Source organism: Acidisoma cellulosilyticum (assembly GCF_020621385.1).
Lineage (GTDB): Bacteria > Pseudomonadota > Alphaproteobacteria > Acetobacterales > Acetobacteraceae > Acidisoma > Acidisoma cellulosilyticum.
Genome location: NZ_JAESVA010000008.1, coordinates 107,989 through 129,684, shown reverse-complemented (window position 1 = coordinate 129,684; position 21,696 = coordinate 107,989). Strand labels below are relative to the sequence as shown.

At 60.2% G+C, this 21,696-nt stretch carries 19 protein-coding genes and 2 pseudogenes; 3 read left to right on the top strand and 18 right to left on the bottom strand.

Features of this window, described 5'->3' with window-relative positions; translation table 11 throughout:
• Positions 1-2 precede the first annotated feature (2 nt).
• From ACELLULO517_RS20585 to ACELLULO517_RS20550, 8 genes are all read right to left on the bottom strand, one after another.
• Positions 3-959: an NADP-dependent oxidoreductase gene (locus ACELLULO517_RS20585; protein ID WP_227309303.1), complete on the bottom strand. Its 957-nt coding sequence runs from the start codon at positions 957-959 to the stop codon at positions 3-5.
• 73 nt (positions 960-1,032) lie between these two features.
• The gene (locus ACELLULO517_RS20580) at positions 1,033-1,347 is read right to left on the bottom strand and encodes an HlyD family secretion protein (RefSeq protein WP_227309302.1); all 315 of its coding nucleotides are present in this window, start codon (positions 1,345-1,347) and stop codon (positions 1,033-1,035) included.
• A gap of 163 nt (positions 1,348-1,510) precedes the next feature.
• Positions 1,511-2,524 (bottom strand): cytochrome d ubiquinol oxidase subunit II, encoded by a 1,014-nt coding sequence (gene cydB, locus ACELLULO517_RS20575; protein ID WP_227309382.1) that lies wholly within the window; start codon positions 2,522-2,524, stop codon positions 1,511-1,513.
• A complete protein-coding gene (locus ACELLULO517_RS20570) occupies positions 2,524-3,906 on the bottom strand; it encodes a cytochrome ubiquinol oxidase subunit I (protein WP_227309301.1) in 1,383 nt (460 codons plus the stop codon). The genes cydB and ACELLULO517_RS20570 overlap by 1 nt, the downstream gene beginning before the upstream one ends.
• 153 nt (positions 3,907-4,059) lie before the next feature.
• On the bottom strand, positions 4,060-4,953 hold the full coding sequence (locus tag ACELLULO517_RS20565; RefSeq protein WP_227309300.1) for a helix-turn-helix domain-containing protein: 894 nt from the start codon (positions 4,951-4,953) through the stop codon (positions 4,060-4,062).
• A 12-nt stretch (positions 4,954-4,965) separates the two neighbouring features.
• Complete coding sequence (locus ACELLULO517_RS20560; protein ID WP_227309299.1) at positions 4,966-5,295, bottom strand: XF1762 family protein; 330 nt, start codon at positions 5,293-5,295, stop codon at positions 4,966-4,968.
• Between the two features lie 71 nt (positions 5,296-5,366).
• The gene (locus tag ACELLULO517_RS20555) at positions 5,367-6,218 is read right to left on the bottom strand and encodes a haloacid dehalogenase type II (protein WP_227309298.1); all 852 of its coding nucleotides are present in this window, start codon (positions 6,216-6,218) and stop codon (positions 5,367-5,369) included.
• Positions 6,219-6,270: 52 nt separating this feature from the next.
• Positions 6,271-7,671 carry an amidase gene (locus tag ACELLULO517_RS20550; RefSeq protein ID WP_227309297.1) on the bottom strand — a complete coding sequence of 467 codons (1,401 nt, stop codon included), beginning with the start codon at positions 7,669-7,671 and terminating at the stop codon, positions 6,271-6,273.
• 102 nt (positions 7,672-7,773) lie between these two features.
• Here ACELLULO517_RS20550 and ACELLULO517_RS20545 point away from each other — a divergent pair, with 102 nt between their 5' ends.
• Positions 7,774-8,334: a TetR/AcrR family transcriptional regulator gene (locus ACELLULO517_RS20545; RefSeq protein ID WP_227309296.1), complete on the top strand. Its 561-nt coding sequence runs from the start codon at positions 7,774-7,776 to the stop codon at positions 8,332-8,334.
• Positions 8,335-8,949: 615 nt separating this feature from the next.
• On the opposite strand, the gene ACELLULO517_RS20540 is transcribed toward ACELLULO517_RS20545, so the two are convergent.
• Genes ACELLULO517_RS20540 through ACELLULO517_RS20515 form a run of 6 tightly spaced genes read right to left on the bottom strand, consistent with a single transcriptional unit; the run spans position 8,950 to position 16,974 of the window.
• Entirely contained in the window at positions 8,950-9,759 is an 810-nt protein-coding gene (locus ACELLULO517_RS20540; RefSeq protein ID WP_227309295.1) for an aspartate/glutamate racemase family protein, read from the bottom strand.
• 32 nt (positions 9,760-9,791) lie between these two features.
• Complete coding sequence (locus tag ACELLULO517_RS20535) at positions 9,792-10,646, bottom strand: isocitrate lyase/PEP mutase family protein (RefSeq protein WP_227309294.1); 855 nt, start codon at positions 10,644-10,646, stop codon at positions 9,792-9,794.
• A 17-nt stretch (positions 10,647-10,663) separates the two neighbouring features.
• Complete coding sequence (gene acnA / locus ACELLULO517_RS20530; RefSeq protein WP_227309293.1) at positions 10,664-13,309, bottom strand: aconitate hydratase AcnA; 2,646 nt, start codon at positions 13,307-13,309, stop codon at positions 10,664-10,666.
• Between the two features lie 11 nt (positions 13,310-13,320).
• Positions 13,321-14,604, bottom strand: a complete 1,284-nt coding sequence (locus ACELLULO517_RS20525; protein ID WP_227309292.1) for an MFS transporter — start codon at positions 14,602-14,604, stop codon at positions 13,321-13,323.
• 49 nt (positions 14,605-14,653) lie between these two features.
• The gene (locus ACELLULO517_RS20520; RefSeq protein ID WP_227309291.1) at positions 14,654-15,427 is read right to left on the bottom strand and encodes an SDR family NAD(P)-dependent oxidoreductase; all 774 of its coding nucleotides are present in this window, start codon (positions 15,425-15,427) and stop codon (positions 14,654-14,656) included.
• Positions 15,424-16,974 (bottom strand): FAD-dependent oxidoreductase, encoded by a 1,551-nt coding sequence (locus ACELLULO517_RS20515; RefSeq protein ID WP_406566284.1) that lies wholly within the window; start codon positions 16,972-16,974, stop codon positions 15,424-15,426. Before ACELLULO517_RS20515 ends, ACELLULO517_RS20520 begins: the two co-directional genes overlap by 4 nt.
• A gap of 59 nt (positions 16,975-17,033) precedes the next feature.
• Between ACELLULO517_RS20515 and ACELLULO517_RS20510 the strand changes: the two genes are divergently transcribed.
• Positions 17,034-17,966 carry a LysR family transcriptional regulator gene (locus ACELLULO517_RS20510; protein WP_227309289.1) on the top strand — a complete coding sequence of 311 codons (933 nt, stop codon included), beginning with the start codon at positions 17,034-17,036 and terminating at the stop codon, positions 17,964-17,966.
• A gap of 32 nt (positions 17,967-17,998) precedes the next feature.
• Here the strand turns inward: ACELLULO517_RS20510 and ACELLULO517_RS20505 are convergent.
• The 4 genes and pseudogenes from ACELLULO517_RS20505 to ACELLULO517_RS20495 all read right to left on the bottom strand — a co-directional run.
• Positions 17,999-18,157 (bottom strand): annotated as a pseudogene (locus ACELLULO517_RS20505) (transposase); the annotation flags it as partial.
• Positions 18,158-18,259 (bottom strand): annotated as a pseudogene (locus tag ACELLULO517_RS29060) (IS5/IS1182 family transposase); the annotation flags it as partial. It abuts the pseudogene before it with no gap.
• 82 nt (positions 18,260-18,341) lie between these two features.
• Positions 18,342-19,691: an amidase gene (locus ACELLULO517_RS20500; protein WP_227309288.1), complete on the bottom strand. Its 1,350-nt coding sequence runs from the start codon at positions 19,689-19,691 to the stop codon at positions 18,342-18,344.
• A gap of 48 nt (positions 19,692-19,739) precedes the next feature.
• Positions 19,740-20,411 (bottom strand): GntR family transcriptional regulator, encoded by a 672-nt coding sequence (locus tag ACELLULO517_RS20495; protein WP_227309287.1) that lies wholly within the window; start codon positions 20,409-20,411, stop codon positions 19,740-19,742.
• Positions 20,412-20,682: 271 nt separating this feature from the next.
• Here ACELLULO517_RS20495 and ACELLULO517_RS20490 point away from each other — a divergent pair, with 271 nt between their 5' ends.
• A complete protein-coding gene (locus tag ACELLULO517_RS20490; RefSeq protein ID WP_227309286.1) occupies positions 20,683-21,690 on the top strand; it encodes an ABC transporter substrate-binding protein in 1,008 nt (335 codons plus the stop codon).
• Positions 21,691-21,696: the final 6 nt, after the last annotated feature.

The window sequence follows — 21,696 nt, the reverse complement described above, 5'->3', positions numbered from 1 at the left end:
CGTTACAGAACGTGTTCGGGTCCGTCCGTGTCGCTAGGCGGCACGAGGAGAATTTTGCCAGGCTTGTGTTGGAGGCCTCCTAGCATTTCGTGCGCGAGACGGGCATCACTCAGTGGGATGATCTCCCCCACTCGGGCGACGAGACGACGCCTGCTCATTAGAGCGGCAATCTTCCCGAGCCGTTCGCTTGTCACCGCGACCAGCATAAAGGAGCCGCGAATGCCACGACGCGCTGCGACCGTCTGATCCGGCTCCTCAACGGCTGAGATAACGACGCCACCAGGCCGCACCGCCTCCATGGCCTCCGCCAGAGCACTGCCGCCCAGCGTATCGATCACAACATCGAGCCCGCCGGCGACCTGGCTGACGGCTAGCTCCACTCTGTCCGCGACCGCATCCGCGCCCAGGGTCCGGACGTCACCGAATTGAGTGCTCCGGGCGGTCGCGACCACCCGGGCACCCAGGTGGCGCGCCATCTGCACGGCAAAGGCACCGACATTGCCTGCTCCGCCCAAGACCAGGACGTTCTGGCTGGCCTTTGCCTCCGCGTGATCCACCAGCATCTGCCAGGCTGTTGTGGCGATCACCGGCACGGACGCCGCCTCCAGCACGCTGATCTGCCACGGTCTGTGGGCGATCATCGCCGCCTCCGCCACTGCGAGTTGGGCGTAGGCGCCGATGAAGCGGCCGTTCGTTACACCGAACACTGCATCTCCCACGGCAAACGCTTCCACACCGGGACCCACCGCCTCGACCACCCCCGCAAGGTCGGAGCCGAGAATCAAGGGCAGCGGTTGGGGAAGGACACTTCGACCCTCGCGAATCCAGACATCCCACGGTCCCACGCCCGAAGCCTCCACACGCACGAGAACCTGGCCAAGTCCTGGCTTTGGCCGTTCAACTTCCTCGTAGGTCAACACCTCGATGCCGCCAAAGCTGGCGATCTGAATAGCTTTCATTGGTCCAATCGGCTCCACTGAATTCGTCACAACTGTCATCCTTCGCATCGCCAACAGGATCTCTCTGCGGCGATCAATTTCCCTGTTGCGCCGTGTCTGGAACTGCGGAGGATGTCGTGTCGATCGATGTCTCAACCGAAAGCCCGACCTGCAGCAACTTGGCCGACGCCTGATGAGGAAGAAGCCGAATCCTCAACGGCAGGCGCTGCACGATCTTGGTAAAATTACCTGTGGCATTATCGGACGCGATAGCATCGAAGGTAGCTCCGGATGCTGGTGGCAGTGCATCCACCACGCCTCTCAGGTCGATCCCGTAAGCATCCACGTGAACCGATACGGGCTGGCCTGGCCGCACGTCCCTGAGCGCAATCTCGCGATAGTTTGCCACAATAAATCGCATCAAGCGGCACTAGAGCCATCAGCGGACTTCCTGGCGTTACAAAGTTGCCGAGTTGCACGATGAGAACGCCAAGAAGTCCGATCAGTTGTTGTATTTGAGTCATGCTCTCCCGGCGTTTTTGCAAATGGCCTGTGGTCGTCGAGGGCGCGGCTTAGTGATATCCGATATCGCCTCGCATTTTCCCCCGGAATACCCAGTAGGACCATCCCGTGTACATCAGTATGATCGGCAGGAGGACTAAGGTACCGACAAGCAGAAAGGCTTGCGTACCCGCCGACGATGCGGCCTGCCAAAGCGTGTAGTGGTAAGGCACGATCATTGGCCAGAGGCTGATGGCGATACCGAGATAGGACAGAAGAAACAATCCCATTGCCGCGAAAAATAGCGCGCTATCTCCGCCCCAGCCGTCGAGCGAGCGCCAAGCGGCATAAGCAAGAACCGCCGTCAGCAGCGGTATAGGAGCAAGATAAATGATGTTCGGCATCGCGAGCCAGCGCCGTGCGACCGCAGTGTCCGCCAGCGGCGTCCATACGCTCACGGCCAGGATCGCGACGACGACGCCGATGAGGCAAACACGGCCCATCCGGCGCGCCCAGGCTTGCAGCGCACCCTCAGTCTTGATCACAAGCCATCCGGCACCCAACAGCCCATAGCCGAGCATGAGGGCGACACCGGTCGTGACGGAGAAGGGTGTCAGCCAATCCCAGGACGTTCCGGCGAAAACACGGTTCTGGACGGTGAAGCCCTGAATAATGCTGCCAAGGACTGCGCCCTGCGCGAAGGCTGCGAGGCCGGAGCCCACACAAAAGCCTCGCGACCAAAAACGGGAGAGCCAGGGCTGCCGAAACCGAAACTCGAAGGCGACTCCACGAAATACGAGTGCCAGAAGCATCAAAAGGATCGGAAAATAGACCGCGGGGATGATGATGGCGAAGGCGAGGGGAAACACCGCAAGCAATGCGACTCCCCCTAGGATGAGCCAGGTTTCATTGCCGTCCCAGACGGGCGCGATGCTGTTCATGATTGTTGCCCGGTCATCCTTTGGCGCCAATCCGTAGAGCATCCCGACGCCCAGATCAAAACCATCAAGTAGGACGTAGAGAAAGACGCCGATGGCGATAATCGCCGTCCAAATCGGCACGAGATCGAGGAGTCCTCCACCCATCATTTTGACTCCGTCACGGTGGCAATGGGTGGGCGTGATTGCTGCCCCGCGATCGGCGGTGGCATCTCGTCACGTGCGGGTCCATTGCGAACCATGACCGCCATGACAGCGACTCCCACAGGGTACAGAATTAGATAGACGACCATGTAGAGCAGGAGCGATCCCATAACGTCCGCACCGCGCAGCGATGGGGATACTGAATCGGCCGTACGCAGCATGCCATAGACCGTCCAAGGCTGTCGTCCCACTTCGGTCACTGTCCAGCCTGCCAGCACCGCGAAAAAGCCCGCCGGTGCCGTCCATTGGCAGAGGCGCAGGAACCAACGGGTCTCGAACAAGCCGCCGCGAAGACGCAGGAACCAGCCAAGCATCACGACACCCAGCATGATGAAGGCGATCCCGACCATGATCCGGAAGGCGAAGAATACCGGCCAGACCGGTGGCCGCTCATCCGCCGGCCAGTCCTTCAATCCCCTGACCGCACCCGTCAACGAGTGCGTTAGGATCAGGCTTCCCAGGTATGGCACATCAACGTTGTAGTCGTTATGCGCTTCCTTTTGGTTGGGAATCGCAAAAAGCGTCAATGGCGCCGGTGATGCTGTGTCCCATCTTCCTTCCATAGCGGCCAGCTTGGCCGGCTGATATTCGCGCGTATTGAGGCCATGAAGATCGCCCAGTAAAAACTGAAGCGGCACGAAGATGGCCAGTAAGCTTAGCGCCATAAGCACGATCCGCCTTCCCTCCTCGCGAGCGTGATCGCACTGCACGAGATAGGCTCCGACGCCGAGCACGACAAAACCAGTAGTGAGATAGAAGGCGGTGACATTATGTGCCAGGCGATAGGGAAAGGACGGGTTGAAGACGATTGCCATCCAGTTTTCGGGAAAGAATCTTCCATCAAGCTCTACGAAGCCCGAGGGCGTTTGCATCCAGCTATTGGCAGACAAAATCCAGAAAGACGACATCAAGGTGCCCGCCGCCACCATGCAAGCCGCCAGGAAATGAGCCCAACGAGGGACTAGACCTCGGCCAAACAGAAGAACGCCTAGGAAGGTCGCCTCCAAAAAGAAAGCCATGAGATCCTCGTACGCCAACATGGGCGAGATCACATTGGCGGCGGCATCAGAGAAGCGCGACCAGTTCGTTCCGAACTGAAAGGGCATAATGATTCCGGTGACAACGCCCATGGCGAAGGCTACGGAAAAGATGCGCGTCCAGAAGCGCGAAATCCGAAACCAGATATTGTTTCCGGTGAAGAAGAACAGCCCCTCCAACACAGCAATGTAAGAGGCGAGGCCCACTGTAAATGCCGGCAGAAGAATATGCCAGCCGATGACCCAGGCCCACTGCAGGCGCGATAGGAAGACGGGATCCAGGCTCATCGGGGGATTTCCATTCCAGGAGAAGCCGAAGTGGGATCGGATCAAGTCGTTGCGTTATGCGGCTATACGCGGTAACCGATCCTTCCGTCTTTTCCCTAACTGCGGACCTTTTTCCAGATCTTGCTCTTACGCCCGCCGGTAGCCGCGCATTCGCTAAGTGCGGCGCCTCCGGTACTCCCCCGGTGATATGCCGATGATGCGGCTGAAGGCCCGTGTGAAATTCGCTTGAGAGGAAAAGTTTGCCATCGATGCGACATCGGTGATCGATAGCTCAGACGTTTCTAGAAGAAGTCTGGCGCGCTGAAGACGCCTTTGACTGATGAAGCGGTGTGGCGTGAGACCCGTCGCCTCCTTGAAGGCCCGTGAGAAATGGAACGGGCTGAGGCATGCGACGGAGGCAAGGTCATCAACCCCGACATCCTCATCTGTGTGCGCTTCAATGAAGTCGATCACGCGACGCAACCGTGTAATGTCCAAGCCGATCGCTGGCCGGGTGCGGGCTGCGTAGGGCAACGCCGCCTCGCCATGGCTGTGTAGAAGGCGTGCTGCGACGGTTAGGGCCGCTGTCTCGACGAGAAGGCGTCCAGACGACGTCTCTGCCGTCAGTTCTTCGAGAAGGACGGCGGCCAGTTGAAACAGCAGAGGATCTTGGAAGCCTGCCTTGTAGCGAATGCTTTGTCGCGTTACGTCTGAGAAGTTATCTTCCTTCGCTAGGGCAACAAATGTCGCCGCCGGCAAGTAGATATGCAACATTTCGGGGATAGCCGATGTGATCCGAATATTATCTTCGGCAACACCCTGCGGGCAGAGCCAAACGGTTCCTCGCGATGCGTGTGTCGCTTGCCGGACGCCGTTTCCCCGCCGATGAATGATAGCCCGGTGATTTCCTCGGACAGCGATCGCGATGACCATTCGATCCGCCACCATCTCAGGCACTTCCCCGGCACTATGGCGTCTGAGTTCGACGCCAATCCCCTTCCACTTGCGAGCCGCCGAGCTGGCGATCAGGTTGGTCGGCGGGAGTTTCCATCGTCCCTCGAGATCCATTCTGCGGTCCCTTCAGTAGCTCCGTTTGTGTTTTCTAAGTTCTCCAGGCAAAGACTGACCGATCGCCTCTAATAATACACCGTAACGTTCTATCCCATAAATGCAAAGTCGGTTCACCTCCAGGATGCATCTGCCTGACAGGGCAAGGGCAACTGGGTTGCCGACGATCGCGAGGCCCATCAGCGTGCCGCCGTTGAAAACGGCGCTATGGAATCGCCAAGCCGTGGGGATGCCGCAATGGGCGTGATGTCTGCTTATAAAACCCCGCACCTGGCCTGCGCTGGCATGTCCGAATTGGAGTTGCCCATCGAGTACCATGCCGGTGCAATCGTCGTCGGCCACGCGCCGAAGACGCCCGGAGGATCATAGTCGATAGCGCAATAACTTCGGAGGGGGCACAGAGCGGGCTGATTTCAGGCCGGCTCAATATTCGCCGATAGCGCGACGAGATCCCTTGCAATAATATCGATGTAGGGTTCGGGAGAATGATCAACTTTGGTTGCTGGTCCAATCTCAAAAGGTCTTGGGATGTAAGCCGTCCTGAAACCATTAGCCTTAGCGGCTTTTAGATCAAATTTGTGGGCCGCGACCATCATGATCTCGCTTGGTGGAAATCCGAGATAGGTCGATGCGGAGCGGTATACGTCGGGTGAGGGCTTATAGGAGTGAACCAACTCCCCACTTAAGACCGCATCAAAAGCCAGCCCAGCATGCTTAACAAGCCCGATTACTGCGGCCATGCCCGCATTAGAAAGCGTCGCAACTGTTACTTTCTGCTGGAGGCTTTTGATACCTGTAACGCTGTCATGCCACGGCACCATTCGGCTCCAGACTGTCATCAGCTCGACGCGGTCTGCCTCATCGAATTTGGCAGCTAACCCGCGAGCCGTAATGAGATTGTCGAGCGATTTGCGAAATACCTGACCGGGCGGAATCCATGAGCGTTTTTTTGTGATGACTTCCTGGATAATAGATCCTGCGCCCGCATTCCATTCAGCCAAGAAGCCCGGCCAGTTTTGGTGGATTGCCGTGCGGGAACCCACATCGGCGCTGATGCCGATGAACGGCGTATAATAGTCGAACAGGGTTCCCTGAATATCAAAAGTCATCGCCTTGATCCCGCGCAAGGCCGCTGGGATCTCCACTGCTCCATGTGCGACGTTCATCTGGACGGCGATGGGCAACGCAGCCGCTGCTGCGGCGAAGCCGAGGATAATTCTTCGGCCAATCGAATTAACTTTGATGTCTTCGTACTTCTCATTCATGTTGCGATACTCCTGGTAGTGAGGGCAGGAGACTCGCTCCCGCCCCTTGACCTCAGATTGCCGGATGAAGGTCGCGGACTGGGCTTACTTCTTCAAGGCGTAACGCGGCAGCGAACATCGTCGACTCTGCGAACCACGACGAAACGATCTGGACGCCGATCGGGAGACCATCCCGACTTGTCCCGAACCGCAACGTCATTGCTGGATTGCCCGTGAGGCTGAAGATCGCGGTCGCGTTCATGACCTGGAACGGCGAGAACGCCTGGCCGTCTATCACAACATCATCGAGCCCATGCTTTGTCGCCGGGAAAGGCGTCACTGGGCACAGCAGCACGTCATAGCGCTGAAAATACTCGGCGAAGGTGTCGCGAAGCCGCTCCATGATCTGCTCGCCAGCGACAAAATCTTCAATCGAAGTGTCAGGCGTGCCGAAGATTGCCTTCACATGATTAAAGACTTGATCCTCGTGACCGGCGGTAACCTTTTCGAACACCGAACGGGTTTCCATCTGCTGAAGCTTCCAGAAGATGGTGACGCCATCGGTTTCCTTCAGAATCGGCAGACTAACCTCTTCGACCTGACAGCCCGCGACGCTCAATGCCTTAGCCGCTTCCTTCACCGTCTTCGCCACTTCGGGATCGAGCGGCCCAAAGAAGTCTGTCAGCCAACCGACGCGCAGCGGACGGTTTGAAGTACCCGTGCCGGTATCAACGCTCGGGGCGATGGTGGAAAATCCGTCGGCACCGTCGGGACCGGCGAGCAGAGAATAGGCAAGCGCCACATCGCGAACGCTGCGCGCCATCGGGCCAATGTGCCAAAAACGGCGCGGAACCCGCGGCCAGTGTCCAGACGCCGGCACGCGACCGTGGGTAGCCTTGAGGCCGACGATGCCGGTGTGCGCTGCAGGACCCCGGGTCGAGATTGCGACGTCACTGCCCAGGCCGAGCGGGGACATCCCGGCAGCAATCGCGGCCGACTCACCTCCGCTGGAGCCGCCCGGGGTATAGTCAAGGTTCCAAGGGTTGTTCGTTCGGCCGGTCAGCAGATTGTCAGTCTCAACCGAGTATGCGAACTCCGGCAAATTCGTCTTTGCGATGAGGATGCCGCCGGCAGCCTTGATCCGGGCCACGGCGGTGGCGTCGGTATCGGGAATACGCCCCTTGAAGATCGGTGAGCCGCGTTGCGTGAGGACGCCTGCCGTGTCGATACTATCCTTGACCGTAAAGGGAACACCGTGAAGCGGCCCGAGCTTTTCGCCGGACATCAGCGCGGCCTCGGCTTTCTTAGCGGCATTCATCGCGCCATCAGCAAGCGTCACAATGGCGTTCACTTTAGAGTCGACCTCGGCGATGCGGTCGATGTGAGCCTGCACCACCTCGACGGGAGAAAGCTCGCGGCTCGCAATGAGTTGAGCGAGGCGGCTCGCGTCCAGACGTGTAATATTTCCAGTCATTGATTTATCCTACCTAACGTTTGGCAGGTTTGAGGACTAGGACCTTTCTTTTAGGCCGTCAATACCCTATCTAACAATTGGTAGATGAAATGGAATGGCTCGATGAGTGAGAATGCGAGAGAAGCTATCCTTGAGGCCGCGCGACGGAAGGCGCAGGCGCACGGGTACGGCGGCCTGAACCTCCGTGATATCGCGTCGGACGTTGGGATCAAGGCCGCGAGCATCTATTACCATTTTCCCGGCAAGGCCGAGTTGGGCGCTGCGGTTGCTAAGCGCTATTGGGAGGACACTGCAAAGAATCTCGAGGCCCTTACGACGCAGATCGGCGATCCCATTAAGGCGCTCAACGCCTATCCAGGACTTTTTCGACGATCCTTGGAAGAGGAGAATAGAATGTGTCTTTGCAGCTTCATGGCGGCTGAATATGATGATCTCCCCGATGCTGTGAAGACTGAGGTCCAAGCCTTCGCAGACATCAACGTTGCTTGGCTCTCAACGATGCTAGCTGCCGCCCTTATCCCCAAAGCTAAATGTCAAACAAGAGCCCGCGCGATCTTTGCCGCGGTAGCTGGTGCACAGCTCATTGCCCGAAGCCGTGCAGACCTGAGTCTATTCGATGCGCTGATTAATAGCTTCCGAGAAGCTGGACTGATGCCGAAGTGAATGTAACCATGCGGAGCGCCCGAAAATCGTCCAGCGCAAGTCACAACCAAGCTAGTTGTCACCCATGTTTTCATAGGACGGAACAACCTCATCAAATGAAGGGCGAGGTGTGATTGCCGGCACCAGCGAGCTGGCGGAATTACTGGGTTTAATTAAACCAGCAAAAATTTGGTTAGACAGGGGCCTAGTTCAATAGGCGCATGACGCCAGCCATTAGCCAAAAGACCACTAACGTTCTTTGACCAAGCATCACTCTCCATTTAGACGTGCATGGCGTTTGTCATGCTTGCACACACACCTTTGCATCATACGATCTTGGCTCTCGCAAATCATTGGATAAGGCTCGGGCCATTCGATGCTGACCTCCCTTCAGTCAGCATCTTGAATTACATCAACCCCGCGCCGGGGAATCAAAAATCCGATTCAGAACCAACCGAAAACGATCTAGCGACGATGTGCGTTTATCCCTTTTGCTCAAAGGCATCCTTCCGATAATCCCGCTGAGGGCAAATCGGAAGTAGCACATCGCCTGCGATTTCGTCGCTTATCGGGATCGCAACCGCGTCGAGCGCATGTTCAGTCGGCTCAAACAGATCAATCATAGCCGAGCCGTCACTATTTTGGTTGCCCGTGCAATCCGTAAAGGTTCAACAATTCCAGAAGACGTTCTCTGGGCGGTTTCCTGCTGAAATAATCACGGTTGGCAGGCGCCAGTCCTGTCAGCCGTCGCAGATCGACGGACAGTTCCGCAAGTTTGATTGTGGCGCCCAGCGCATCGATCACCGGCACATCGTCTATTCTGGAAATGCCGTGCCGGGCCAGCAACAGGCAAAGTGGGGCCTCGCCCGGAATGATCGCGTCGGCGCCGAGAGCGATCAACTTGCGCGCGGCGACCTGGAATTGATCGAGCAGCTTGCCCGTATCGTCATAGGCCGCGAGTACATCGTTGAAGGTAAAGCCGACGTCAAAGGCGCCCACGAACCGATCGCTGATGCCGATGCGTCTGGCATTGCGTTCGATGGCCGGCGCCATTTCGCGGATGAACATCAATACCCCGCAGCGCTGGCCGACCAACCCGCTGACGAGCATCGCACTCTCCCCATAGCCCACCACAGGAATATCGACGATGGCTCGGATCGCCTCGATCGACGGTTCCGGCAAGGTCATCATGGCGAAGGCGTCAAATCCCTGCTGCTCGGCCTCGATCGCGCCGAGGATGAATTGCTGGCTGTGAAGGGTCTGGAAATACGCGAATTGTATATCCTTGCCCGGGTAGTTGGTTTGATAGGTCCCCGGACGCATGCCGTGCAGCACGATCTGCGTATCCGGGCGCGCGATCTTGCGAAAATGCGCGTCAAGACCTTCCGCATAGGCCGGAAGCTGCGCTAACTCGGTAAAACTATGATGCCATATCTTCATAGCCATCCGATCTCCCTCCTTCATCAAACACAGGACCGTTAAGAATACCGGCGCTCAAGCTCGGTCATCTCCGCAAGCCGCAAGACCTGTTGCCGTTGCGCGAAGGGCATCACCGCATCCTCGTGACCGGCCAGCGATCCATGCGCGCGCAGGTATTGCAGCACGGTCGTCATGGCGAGCATGCCGGCCTGCAACGCGGCATTGGCGTATAGAACGCCGGCGAAACCCATCGCCGCCAGATCCTGCTGCGGCACAGGTTCGGTCTTGCCGCCGAAGACGATGTTGCAGATATGACGGCCAGGGGCCTGGCGGGGAATCTGCCGCAACTCCTCCGCGGTCTTCGGCGCCTCGACGAACAGAAGATCCGCCCCCGCCTCCTGGTACAGCATGACCCGATCGATCGCCGCCGACAGGCCCTCGATGGCATAAGCATCCGTACGCGCCAGCAGCAGAAAATTGGCGTCGCGGCGGGCGTCCGCGGCGGCTTGGATCTTCTGCACCATCTCGCGCGCGGGGATCACGTGCTTGCCCTCGAAATGGCCGCATTTCTTCGGGAAAGTCTGGTCTTCCATTTGAATGGCATTGGCCCCAGCGCGTTCGAACAGGCGGATAGTGCGCTGCATATTGATCGGATTGCCGAAGCCTGTGTCGCCGTCGGCGATCATGGGCAGGCTGCACGCGTCGCGGATGCGGGCGACATGATCCGCGACCTCCGTCACGGTGGTCAGGCCGATATCGGGCATGCCGAGATAGGTATTGGCGATACCGGCACCGGTCACGATCAGCGCCTCGAACCCGGCATCCTCAATGATTCGGGCCGTCAGCGCATTGGCCGCACCCGGCATCAGGACCGCAGCGCCGGGCTGGAGAAGGTCGTTCAGGGTCTTGGTCATAAATCCTCCTTATATAATCAGGCGGTGATCGTAGGCGCGCGGGCCAGGCTTCCGCCGACAAAAGGCAGAATGCCGCCGGCCTTGCACCAGGCCATTTCCCTGCTTGTATCAATACGAAGATGCAGCCTGTGGGCGTCGGTTCGACCAGAACTGCGATGGATGAGGCAGCAAACCTCGCCCAGTGGTTCGGCTGCGGACAGGCCGAGGATATCGAACGTCTCGTCGCCGTCCAGCGCCAGGCCGGCGCGGGTCGTGCCGGCCTGGAATTGCAGCGGCATCACACCCATGCCGACAAGGTTGGAGCGATGAATGCGTTCGAAGCTTTCCGCCAGCACGGCCCGCACGCCGATCAACTGCACCGCCTTGGCGGCCGTGTCGCGGGAGGATCCCATACCGTAATTTGCGCCGGCAACGATAATCAGCGGCGTCCCTTCGCTGCGATAGCGCTCGGATGCCTCGAACAAGCGCATAAGCTCCCCCGAAGGCTGGTGTGTGGTGACGCTGCCCTCGCTCCCCTCCGCCATCAGGTTGCGCAGCCGAATATTGCTGAAAGCGGTGCGGGCGACGATCTCGGCATTGGCGCGGCGTGAGGCCAGAGAGTCGAAAGCGTCCGGCGCCACATGGCTTGCCTGCAGATAGGCTGCCACCGCACTGTCGGCCGGAACGGCGCCCACCGGGGCGATGTGATCAGTCGTGATATCATCGCCAAGAATCGCGATCGGTCGGGCCCCGCGAATATGCGGTAATGCCCCAAGCGCCGGCCGGATCGCCGTATAGGGCGGGCGGCGCAGATAGGTGCTGGCGGCATCCCAAGGGAAAAGCGGCGTTGCCGGGCCGTGCAGGTCCCGCCACAGCGCGGGGCCGTGAAAAAGGTCGCGGTAACCCTCGGCAAATAGCGCGCGGGTGACGGCGGCCTCGGTCAATGCCGCGATTTCGGCATCCGACGGCCAGATGTCGCGCAGATAGACCGTTTGACCGGTCGTACTTTGCCCCAGCGGCTCGGTTTCCAGGTCAATCAGAATGCTGCCCGCGATCGCATAGGCGATCACGAGCGGTGGTGACGCGAGGTAGCTCGCGCGCACCAAAGGATGTACTCTTCCCTCGAAATTGCGGTTGCCGGACAGCACAGCGACAGCCGTCACCGCACGGCCATGGATCGCGTCCTCCACCTCTGGCGCCAGCGGGCCGGAATTGCCCATGCAGGTCATGCAGCCGTAACCGACCGGCTGAAAGCCCAGCGCATCGAGCGAAGCCTGCAGGCCGGTCGCCTCCAGATACTCGCTCACCCGCCGGGAGCCGGGGGAGAGCGAGGTCTTGACCCAGCGCCTCGGCCGCAGCCCCAGCGCCGTCGCGTTACGCGCCAGAAGCCCGGCCGCGAGCATGACGGCAGGGTTGGAGGTATTGGTGCAGCTGGTGATCGCGGCGATCACGATATCGCCGTTGGCCGGGTGCGGGTCTTGGGCCGCCGGGGCAGCTGCGAGATCCAGGAAGCTGCGGCTTGCGTCGGCCAGCCGCACGCGTTGGTCAGGTCGGCGGGGACCGGCGAGGCAACGCAGCACGGTCCCAAGATTAACCTCCAGGATGCGGTCGAAGGCGGGCTCCGCCCCGCCCCGCCAAAGCTGCTGGGCATGGGCATAATCCGAGACGCGTTGCACCTGCTCGGGCGCGCGGGCGGTTCCGGCCAGATAGGTGATGGTCTGACCATCGATCGGGAAAAACCCCAAGGTAGCACCCCATTCGACGGCCATATTGGCAATGGTCGCGCGGTCGGCGACCGGCAGGCCGTCCAGACCCGCGCCGCAGAACTCAACGAAACAGCCTGTCACCCCGCTGCCGCGCATCACCGCGGTCAGATGAAGAACGAGGTCCGTCGCGGTCACGCCAGGACGAAGATGACCCGTCAGCCGGCAGCCGACGACCGCGGGGATCAGCATCGAGATCGGTTGGCCGAGCATGGCGGAGGCTGCCTCGATGCCGCCCACGCCCCAGCCCAGCACCCCAAGCCCATTGATCATCGGCGTGTGGCTGTCGGTACCCACCAGCGTGTCGGGAATGGCCAGGACGCTTGTTCCCTGCCTCTCGACCGAGACGACGGTCGCGAGATATTCGAGATTGATCTGGTGCAGAATGCCGTTGCCGGGGGGCACAATCCGCAGGCCCGCGAACGCGGTCTCGGACCAGCGCAGCATGGCGTAGCGCTCGCGGGCACGGCGGAATTCCAGTGCCATATTGCGTGTGACGGCATCCGGCACACCGGCAAAATCGACCATGACCGAATGGTCGATCACGACATCGACAGGAATAACCGTGTCGATCAGGCGCGGATCCCCGCCTTGGGCCGCCACCTCATCGCGCATACCGGCCAGGTCGCAGATGGCAGGGACACCGGAGGAATCGGGCATCAAAACCCGGCTCGGGAAGAAGCCGACTTCCCGACTTGGCCGGCTGCCCGGCGCCGACCGGGCCAAGGCCTCGATATCGGCGGCAAGCACCGTATCGCCATCCTCATGCCGGAGGAGATTTTCCAGCAGGACGCGCAGGCAATAAGGCAAGCGGTCAAGCGTGATGCCAAGAGCCTTGGCAAGCTTGGGCAGAGAGAAAAGCCTTGCCTGCCCGTCGCCGTTGGCGAAGGGCGACAGCGTGCCGAAACTGTCGATGCTCACACTGATCCCCCTCAGGCGCGGGTGCCGAGCGGGTCCGTATGCCGAACCTCGATCATCTCGACATCGGCTTCCGTCTCGGTGAACGCAGTCTCGCGGAAAAGCCAGGCGACGAGGGCGAGCAAGCCGAACAGGCCGGCACTCAGGAAAACGACAGATTGATACCCGAAGCGCGGGATGAGGAAGGCAGCGATCAAAGGCGGGAAGAAAGACAGGCCGCGGCCGATCTGCAAGGCGGAGGAGACGGCCGTCGCGCGAATTTCGGCGGGGAAGGATTCGCTGAACAGCGCGCCGAAGACGGAGGCGCCGTTGGACCCGAAGAATAGGATGAAGAAGGGGATCAGAATCCACATCCGCCCCGTCAGCAATTGATGCCAGCCGAAGGCGAGCCAAAGCCCGCCGAAGCAGGCGCAAGCCGCCACGAAGGACAGCGACGCCCGCCGGCCGATGCGATCGCTCAGGAAAGCGACCGTGGCGCAGCCTATGGCCCCAGCGAAAGCGGTGAAGATAAGCCAATAGGACGCGCCGGCGATCGAGGAACCGTGGTGCACCAGATAGTTCGGCAGCATGCTGGCTGCACCGTAATAGGCAAAAAACTGTAGCGCCGCGGCCAGAACGCACAGGAGCCAGGTGCGCCGGTAGCGACGGCCGACGATGCCGGTGGGCAAGGCAAGGATAGCGGGCGTCTTCGCGCGCTTCTGGAGCCAAATTTCCGATTCAGGCGTATGCCGGCGAACCCAAAGGGCGCAAAGCACCGGCAGGCCGGACAGCACGAAGGTCAAGCGCCAGCCGATCACCGGTGTCAGATGGCCCCCCACCAGCGCCCCCATAACGATGCCCAGATAGGACCCGCCATAGAGGAAGGCGCTGAAGAAGCCCCGGCGACCACGCCGGATGGTTTCGGTGACCAGCGTCTGGCCGACGCCGTATTCGCCACCGATGCCAAGACCGGCGAAAGCGGTGAAGACCAGCAGCATCGCGTAATTCGCGGACAGGCCGCGGGCCATGGTGCCGATCGAATAGATCAGGATCGTGAGGATCAGAACGGATTTGCGACCGATGCGGTCGGCGAGCCAGCCGAAGAAGACACCACCAATCGCGAGGAACAGCAGCTGGATCGAGAAGATGAAACCAATCTCCTCCGTGCTGAGCTTGAATTCGACGGCAATGGGGACCACCAGAACCGATACGAGAAAGATCTCGTAATAGTCGAAAACCCAGCCGATCAGAGCCCCCAGGAAAGCGCCCCGTTCGGTCGGATCGAGCCGCCCGGTTTGGTCCGTTGCGTTACTCGACATTCCATCTCTCCGCCGTTTATTGTTTTTGCTTGCACGGTGTGACGAGCGATCAATCGGACCAGATGCCTCCGTTCACATCCAGCACCTCGCCTGTCACGAACGAGGCCTGCGCGCCCGCCAGGAAAAGCGCCGCATCGGCGACATCCTCAGCCTGGCCCATGCGCTTGACCGGGATCAGGGCTTGGATCGTCGCCGGCAGGCTGGTCGTCATGGCCGTCGCGATCGGGCCGGGCGCAATGGCATTGACCGTAATGCCGTCAGCCGCCAGTTCCCGCGCCAGATATGCGGTCATGGCATGCACGCCGGCCTTGGAGACGCCATAGGCGATATTCCCCGCCCGCTCCTGCTCGGCAGGGTCGATCCAGGGCCGGGCATTGCCGCCGTTCTTGCCGAGCACCGAGCCGAGATTGATGATCCGACCGTATCGCTGCTGTCGCATCGCCGGAATGACGGCCTGACAGCACAGGAAGCTGCCCTTCAGGTTGATGGCCAGCACGCGGTCCCATTCCGCCACGGCGAGTGTGGCGGCATTCCCCATCGAGGTGACGCCCGCGACATTCACCAGAATGTCCAGCCGGCCGAACGCGTCCAGCGTCCGGGCGACAAGGGCGTCAATCTCGGCCGGCAAGGTGACATCGACCGTCGCCATGATCGCGCGGCGGCCAAGGGCCGCAACCTCGGCCGCAAGCGGCGCCATCGGCCCCCGATCGGCGAGACAAAGATGGGCGCCGGCAGCGGCGAAGCAGCGGGCGATGGCGCTGCCGATACTGCCAGCCGCCCCGGTGATAAGGGCGACGCGCCCGTCAAGGCGCAGGCCGGTCATGGCGCATTCCGCCTCAGCGCGGCGTCCTGACCGGCGCGGCGGCCGAAGACCAGCCCCTTCAGGACGGAGGTCGCGCCGGTATAGGTGCCGTGGAACAGGCCGATGATCTCGCCGGCGGCATAAAGGCCGCGGATCGGCAATCCGTCACTGTCCAGCACCCTGGCATCGCTGTCCACCTTCAGGCCGCCGAAGGTGAAAACATTGGCCGAGATGATCGGATAGGCATGAAACGGCGCCTGATCGATCGGTAGCGCCCAATGCGATTTCGGCGGATGCAGGCCGACCGTCGCGACATTGTCGAGTTCCAGCGGCTTATACTGTCCCGGTCGACAGGCATCGTTATAGGCCGAGACAGTCGCCGCCAGACGGTCCGGAGGGACGGCAAGCTGTGCGGCCAGGCTTTCGACAGTATCGGCTTCGAATGGCGGCTTGTCGGTACGCAGCGCGAGCCGGTAATTCGGCACCTGCTTGTGCCGCGCGTCCAGGATCACATAGGCCAGGCCGTCGCGCTGCTCGTAGATGCGGCGGGTCACCCGCTCATAATGCGCGTCGACGGCGCCGGGGGCTTCGTCAGTGAAGCGTTCGCCTTCCTTGTTCACCAGAATACCATAGGGAAAGATGAAGATGGAGGGTTCGGAAACGCCTGAGCGCGGGTCCATCGGCTCGGCATGGAAGCTGCCGAAATCGCCGGCCCCGAGCGCCCCGATCGCCAGCGCCATCTGAATGCCCTCGCCGCGATTGTAATAGGCACCCTTGCAGATCGGGCGCAGATATTCGGCACGCGGGCCGATATAGCGCGTCTGCATCTCGCTATTGCCCTCAAAACCGCCGCAGGCCAGCACCACCTGGCCCTTCAGGCGGACGCGGTCGCCTTTGTGGCGCGCGCGCAACCCGATGACCTGCCCGTCCTCATTCTGCTCCAGACCTTCGGCCGTGGTGTCATAGAAGAAGGTCACGCCCAGATTCTCCGCCTGCGCGGCCAGCGTTTCGACCAGGGCCAAACCGCCGCCCACCGGCAGCAGGCGCGGCTGTGTCTTCGTCAGAAACTGTGTGGGCAAAAAATCGAAGCGCAGGCCGAAGCCTTTCAGCCAGGCGATGGTCGGACCCGCCTCGGTCGCGAAAGTGTGCAGCATATCGGGATCAACCATATTGACGGCGCGCGCGAAGCCGGCGCGGTCAGCGGCCGGGCGGCCCATTTCCTGCACCATGTCCGGGTCGACATAGCCGCTGCTGTTGTCGATGATGTGCTGCTCGAAATCATCCGTCACGTCATCGTGACTTTTCATGCGCAGATAGGCCTCGGTGTAGCGGCTCTGTCCGCCGCGCTCCTCGATCGGTGCGCGCTCAAGCACTGCGACCTTCGCCCCCTGCTCGGCCGCCGCGACGGCGGCGGAAAGGCCAGCGGCGCCACACCCCGCCACCACGACATCGAACTGCGCATTCTGCATCGATCCTATTCCCCCATCGGCCAGTACGCGCTGACCGGTGTTTTTTAATTTTGAGCAGTTTAGCGCTATTTGCGATGAGGATGAGCCTGCTGCCGACAAAGAGACTTTTCGGAATTCATGAAATATCGCATCACGTCTGGCAAAAGGAGAAAGCAGGCATGGACCGGCTGCGCGCGATGGAGGTCTTCGTCAAAATCATCGAGACCGGCAGCCTATCGGGTGCGGCCGCCCAGCTGCATCTTGCCAATGCCTCGGTCACGACAGCGCTGCGGCAACTGGAAACGCGGCTCGGCACTATTCTTTTGCAGCGCACAACACGGCATATTCGCATCACGGAGGAAGGCGCGGATTATTACGAGCGTTGCAAAGCCATCCTGGCACAAACCACCGAGGCGGACGCGGCCGTCAGCGGCGCGCGTCTTGTCCTCAGGGGCGAACTGCATGTCGAAATGCCGATCGCCTTCGGTCAGCTTGTGCTGGGTCCGGCGATGGACAATTTCGCGGCCCAACATCCCGAACTGCGGGTAATCGCGACGCTGACGAACGACGTCAATAATCTGATCAAGCGCGGCATCGACGTCGCGGTGAGGATGGATGAGGTGGAGACCGGCGAGCTTGTCGTCAGGCCTCTGTTCCAGTCACCGCATGTCCTTTGCGCGGCGCCAGCGTTTCTCGCCCGTCACGGCAAACCGGCCCACCCGCGCGAGATCAATCCCAAGCGTTGCATGGCCTTCCTGTCGCCGCCGGCCGGCTCGCCGAGGGACTGGGTGTTTCGTCGCGCTAACGAAACCCATACCGTCACGCCGGAAGGCAATCTGTTCTTCAACAGTACCGAAGCTTTGATGCAAACGGCGGCACGCGGCACAGCCCTTATCTATGTGCTCGATCTGCTGGCGGAGCGCTTCTGCGCCAGAGGCGAACTGGTGCCGCTCCTGGACGATTGGGAGACGGACGAGCAGATTTTCTACGCAGTCTATCCGAAGACCCGTTTCACACCTGCGAAGGTGCGCGCCTTCATCGATTTTTTACTGGCCAGCATGCCGGCTTCAAACCGGCAGAGCACGCAACCTATCCGAATTCGTCGTGGCTAATGAGATCTCACACGAGAACTTTAGAGCACCTTTCAAAACCATGATGTGAGTGCGCGCATACAGATCAAAGAGCATGCGATCAGAGTGAAGGCGAGATGAATGTTGGCTCTACGTTCGTAACGGACAGTGAGGCGCCGGAACCGAGAGAGCCAAGCAAAGGTTCGCTCGACGACCCAACGATGTTTTCCGAGGTCGAAAACGCGAGGGCGACCACCTTTCGGGCGGGAAGGAATGACAGGAAGGAGCGGTTCAATCACCGCCCAGAGTTCGTCGGAAACAAGAGGAGAAGCCATACAGCTTCATCCTTCTTTCCGACCTCGCGTACACAAGTTTTGAAAGGCGCTCTTAAATGGGATAGGTGGGCAACGGTATAGGCTAAACAGGAGTTAGGATGGCTTCCACCGCTGCTGCAATCGCGAAGAGAGCGGCGTCCTGGCCTTCGAATCCTACGATCTGCAATCCAAGGGGAAGTTTCTCAGACTGGAGCAAAGGCAGGGTCACCACGGGGACGCCTAGTATTGACCCTGGAACGACGAAGATTGGATTGCCGGTCGACCCTAAACCAATTGGTGCGGCGCCTGGCGCCGTCACGCTGATGATACCGTCACATCCCGCTTCCAATTTAGCATAGAGCTTTCGGATTTCGGATCGGCGGGTGATGGCCGTCGCGTAGTCATCCTGTGTCATGGCCATGCCAATATCTGCGCGCTCGCGCGCGGAAGAGCTAAGCGCTGCGGCGTTGCGCGCCATGAATGCATTCAACGGCCAGCGCCATTCCCAGGCGTTGATTCTCATGGTGATCGGCAGCATCTCCGCGGCCGTCTCTTCCACGGCTTCGAGGTCAGGCCAACTCGACCGGGTGACAACCTCGACCCCTGACTGAACCAATGTCGCGATGGCCCTGTCCAGGGCCTCCCGAGCCGATGGTTCTAAAATCGACCAGCCGGCAGTTTGCAAGAGGGCAAGCCGTTTTGGCTTGCTTGCCGGCGGTGGTGTCATGGGACCCGTAACACCGACATAGCCAGGGTCACCGCCGACGCGTGCTACAATTTCGCGAGTCATGACCCAGCTATCCGCCAGGCTGGCAGCCAAGACACCGGAGCAGCTCTGACTGAGCATATCGAGACTGCCGCCGCGATTAATGCCTCCGAGAGTCGGTTTATAACCATAGACGCCGCAAAATCCGGCGGGGCGGATTATCGAGCCCACAACCTGTGTGCCCATGGCTCCAGCCACCATGCCGGCGGCGACGGCGGCCGCCGAACCGCTGGACGATCCACCGGGTGTTCTGTTCAGATCCCAAGGGTTGCGTGTGCCTCGCGGCTCGGTCGAGGCAAATTCCGTCGTCACCGTCTTTCCCAGTATGACCGCTCCCGCCAGACGCAATGCGGTTGCGCTTGCGGCTCCGAAGAGTGGTCGGTGACCCGCATAAAGGTCCGAACCATGTTCCGTCGGGAGGTCATCGGTGTCGATGATGTCCTTGATCGCGACGGGCATGCCATCGATCCCGGAGAGTGGGCGGCCAGCTTTCCAGCGCAGTGTGGAAAGATCTGCGGCTTGCCGCGCACACTCGATGTTGACGACAGTGAAAGCGCCGACTTCCGGCTCGCGGTGCGCGAGGTCTTCAAGGCATCGCTCCAGGAACTGGCGTGGGGTATCGCTGCCCATTGTAAAGTTCGGCTGCGCTGACAGAAACGGCCGCATCCGGGTTTGAGCCTGTTGCATGAGCCTTTTTGCCTTTTAGGTCACAGTCGTCTGCGGGGAGGAGGGGATTCATCCAGCTTCCGCTAGAACAACCACCCTGGTTTCAACATCGCGCTCGATTGCGGAGAGGGTTTGGGCGAGGTGAGCGGCAGTTTTGGCGGCGACACCGTCCTCATCACGCAGCCGATAGAGCCGTAACAGTTCGGCGTGATCGCCATTATTCAGGGCCATTAATTCCGGCGTCGCGTGCATGGAGAGAGAGACGTATGAGCCTGCGGCTTCTGCCAGGCCCGCGACGATGCGGCTCATCCGCCCGTCCGCCGCTGCGACATTGAGAGCCTGATGAAAGGCCACGTTGAGGCTCGCCCAACGCTCGGGATCCTTCTCACCGCAAAGGCGAAGATGGATTGCCTCCGCCGCGTCAAGTTGGGTGGTGTCGGTGAGGCTCAAGGCCCGCACGGCGAGCATTGGTTCCAACACAATACGCAATTCATAGAGTTCGCGGACATCCGCAAGGGTAAGTCCACGAACAAGGACGCCGCGATGCGTGTCGAGGCCGATCAGGCCTTCCGCTAGCAGGTCCCGGAAAGCCTCCCGCACTGGGGTGGTGCTGACGCCAAGGCGTGAGGCAACCTCTTCCTGCCGCAATCTGGCGCCGGCACAATGTTCCCCCCTCAGAATCTCCGCCCTCAGCATTCCCAAGACGTACTGCCGTGCAGTCTGTGGTCGCTTTTTCTCCATTCGGTCTCGTCCTTGCTCGTCATCGCGTCGCATCTCTGCACGTCGTTAGATAGCGCGGGTGTGTCATGTCGAGCCAGACCGTACTGCCATGCCTCAACGCATTATGCATTGTGCATAATATCTAGGCATTGAGCGTGAAAAAAGTACCCTGGCATAGCCGCGGAAAGCGGACGCCTAAAAATATCGTTTTTTATCAGTATATTAAGAGAATTTTAGCGCTGGCACGTGGTTTGCGATGAAGGGATGGCAACCTGTGTTGGAGGACTTCCAGATGGCTGGCTTGCTCCCTAAATCTCTATCTCGTCGCCAAAGTTTTCAGCTCGTCGGTGCCGCCGCGGCGGTCACCGCCCTTGGTGCACCACGTATCGCGCGAGCTGCTGTAACGGATGTCGCCTTTATCGAGGCGGTGCATAATCTCGGCTATATCGACCTCTATGTCGGTCAGCATGCAGGCTATTTTGAACAGGCTGGCATCCATCTCAACGTCTCGGCGGCCGGCGGGGATGCCCAGACTTTCGCGGCCGTACTGGGGCAATCCGCTTTGTTCGGCATCGGCGACCCGACGATGGTGCCGATCTCGGTCGAAAAGGGTGGTCCCGGCAAGGTCGTTGGCAGCGTCGTTCAGCGTGCCTTCTACTTCGGTGTCTCCAAGACGGTGAAGCCAATCACCGATGTGAGGCAGTTCAAGGGCCTCCGCATCACGACCTCACCCGAGCCCAATACAAACTACAGCGTGACGAAGCGGCTTTTGAATCAGGCGGGGCTTGTCATCGGGCGTGATGTACAGATTATCCAGGTGAGCCCGGGCACGGAAATCGGCGCGATGCTGGCAGGGCAGGCGGATGTCGCTATCGCCTATCAGCCCAGTGTCGCCGAAGCGGAATCGCAGGGCGCCAAGATCATTTTCGACTTTTCCAGCGCCATTGGTCCGTTCTGTAATACTGGGATCATGGTTCTCAATGAGACGATCAAGAGTAAGCCGGAGATCGTCCAGGCGCTCTGCAACGGCTTTCAGAAGGCCATGCACCGTACCTATAGCGATCCGGCCTATGCTAAAATGGTCGCAAGGAAGGAGTTTCCTCAGCTCTCTGCGGCGGTCACTGACAGCGCGATCGACAGTGAGTTGAAAGTTCGTGTTCCGTCGGAATCCGTCGTGGTGGACCGTGCGCAGTGGGAAAACCTGATGGCTATGCAGATATATCTGAAGAACATCAAAGGCACGACGACCTTTGATCAGATCGTCGACAATAGCTTCGCTAACAAGGCGGCTGCAGCCTGAGCGCGC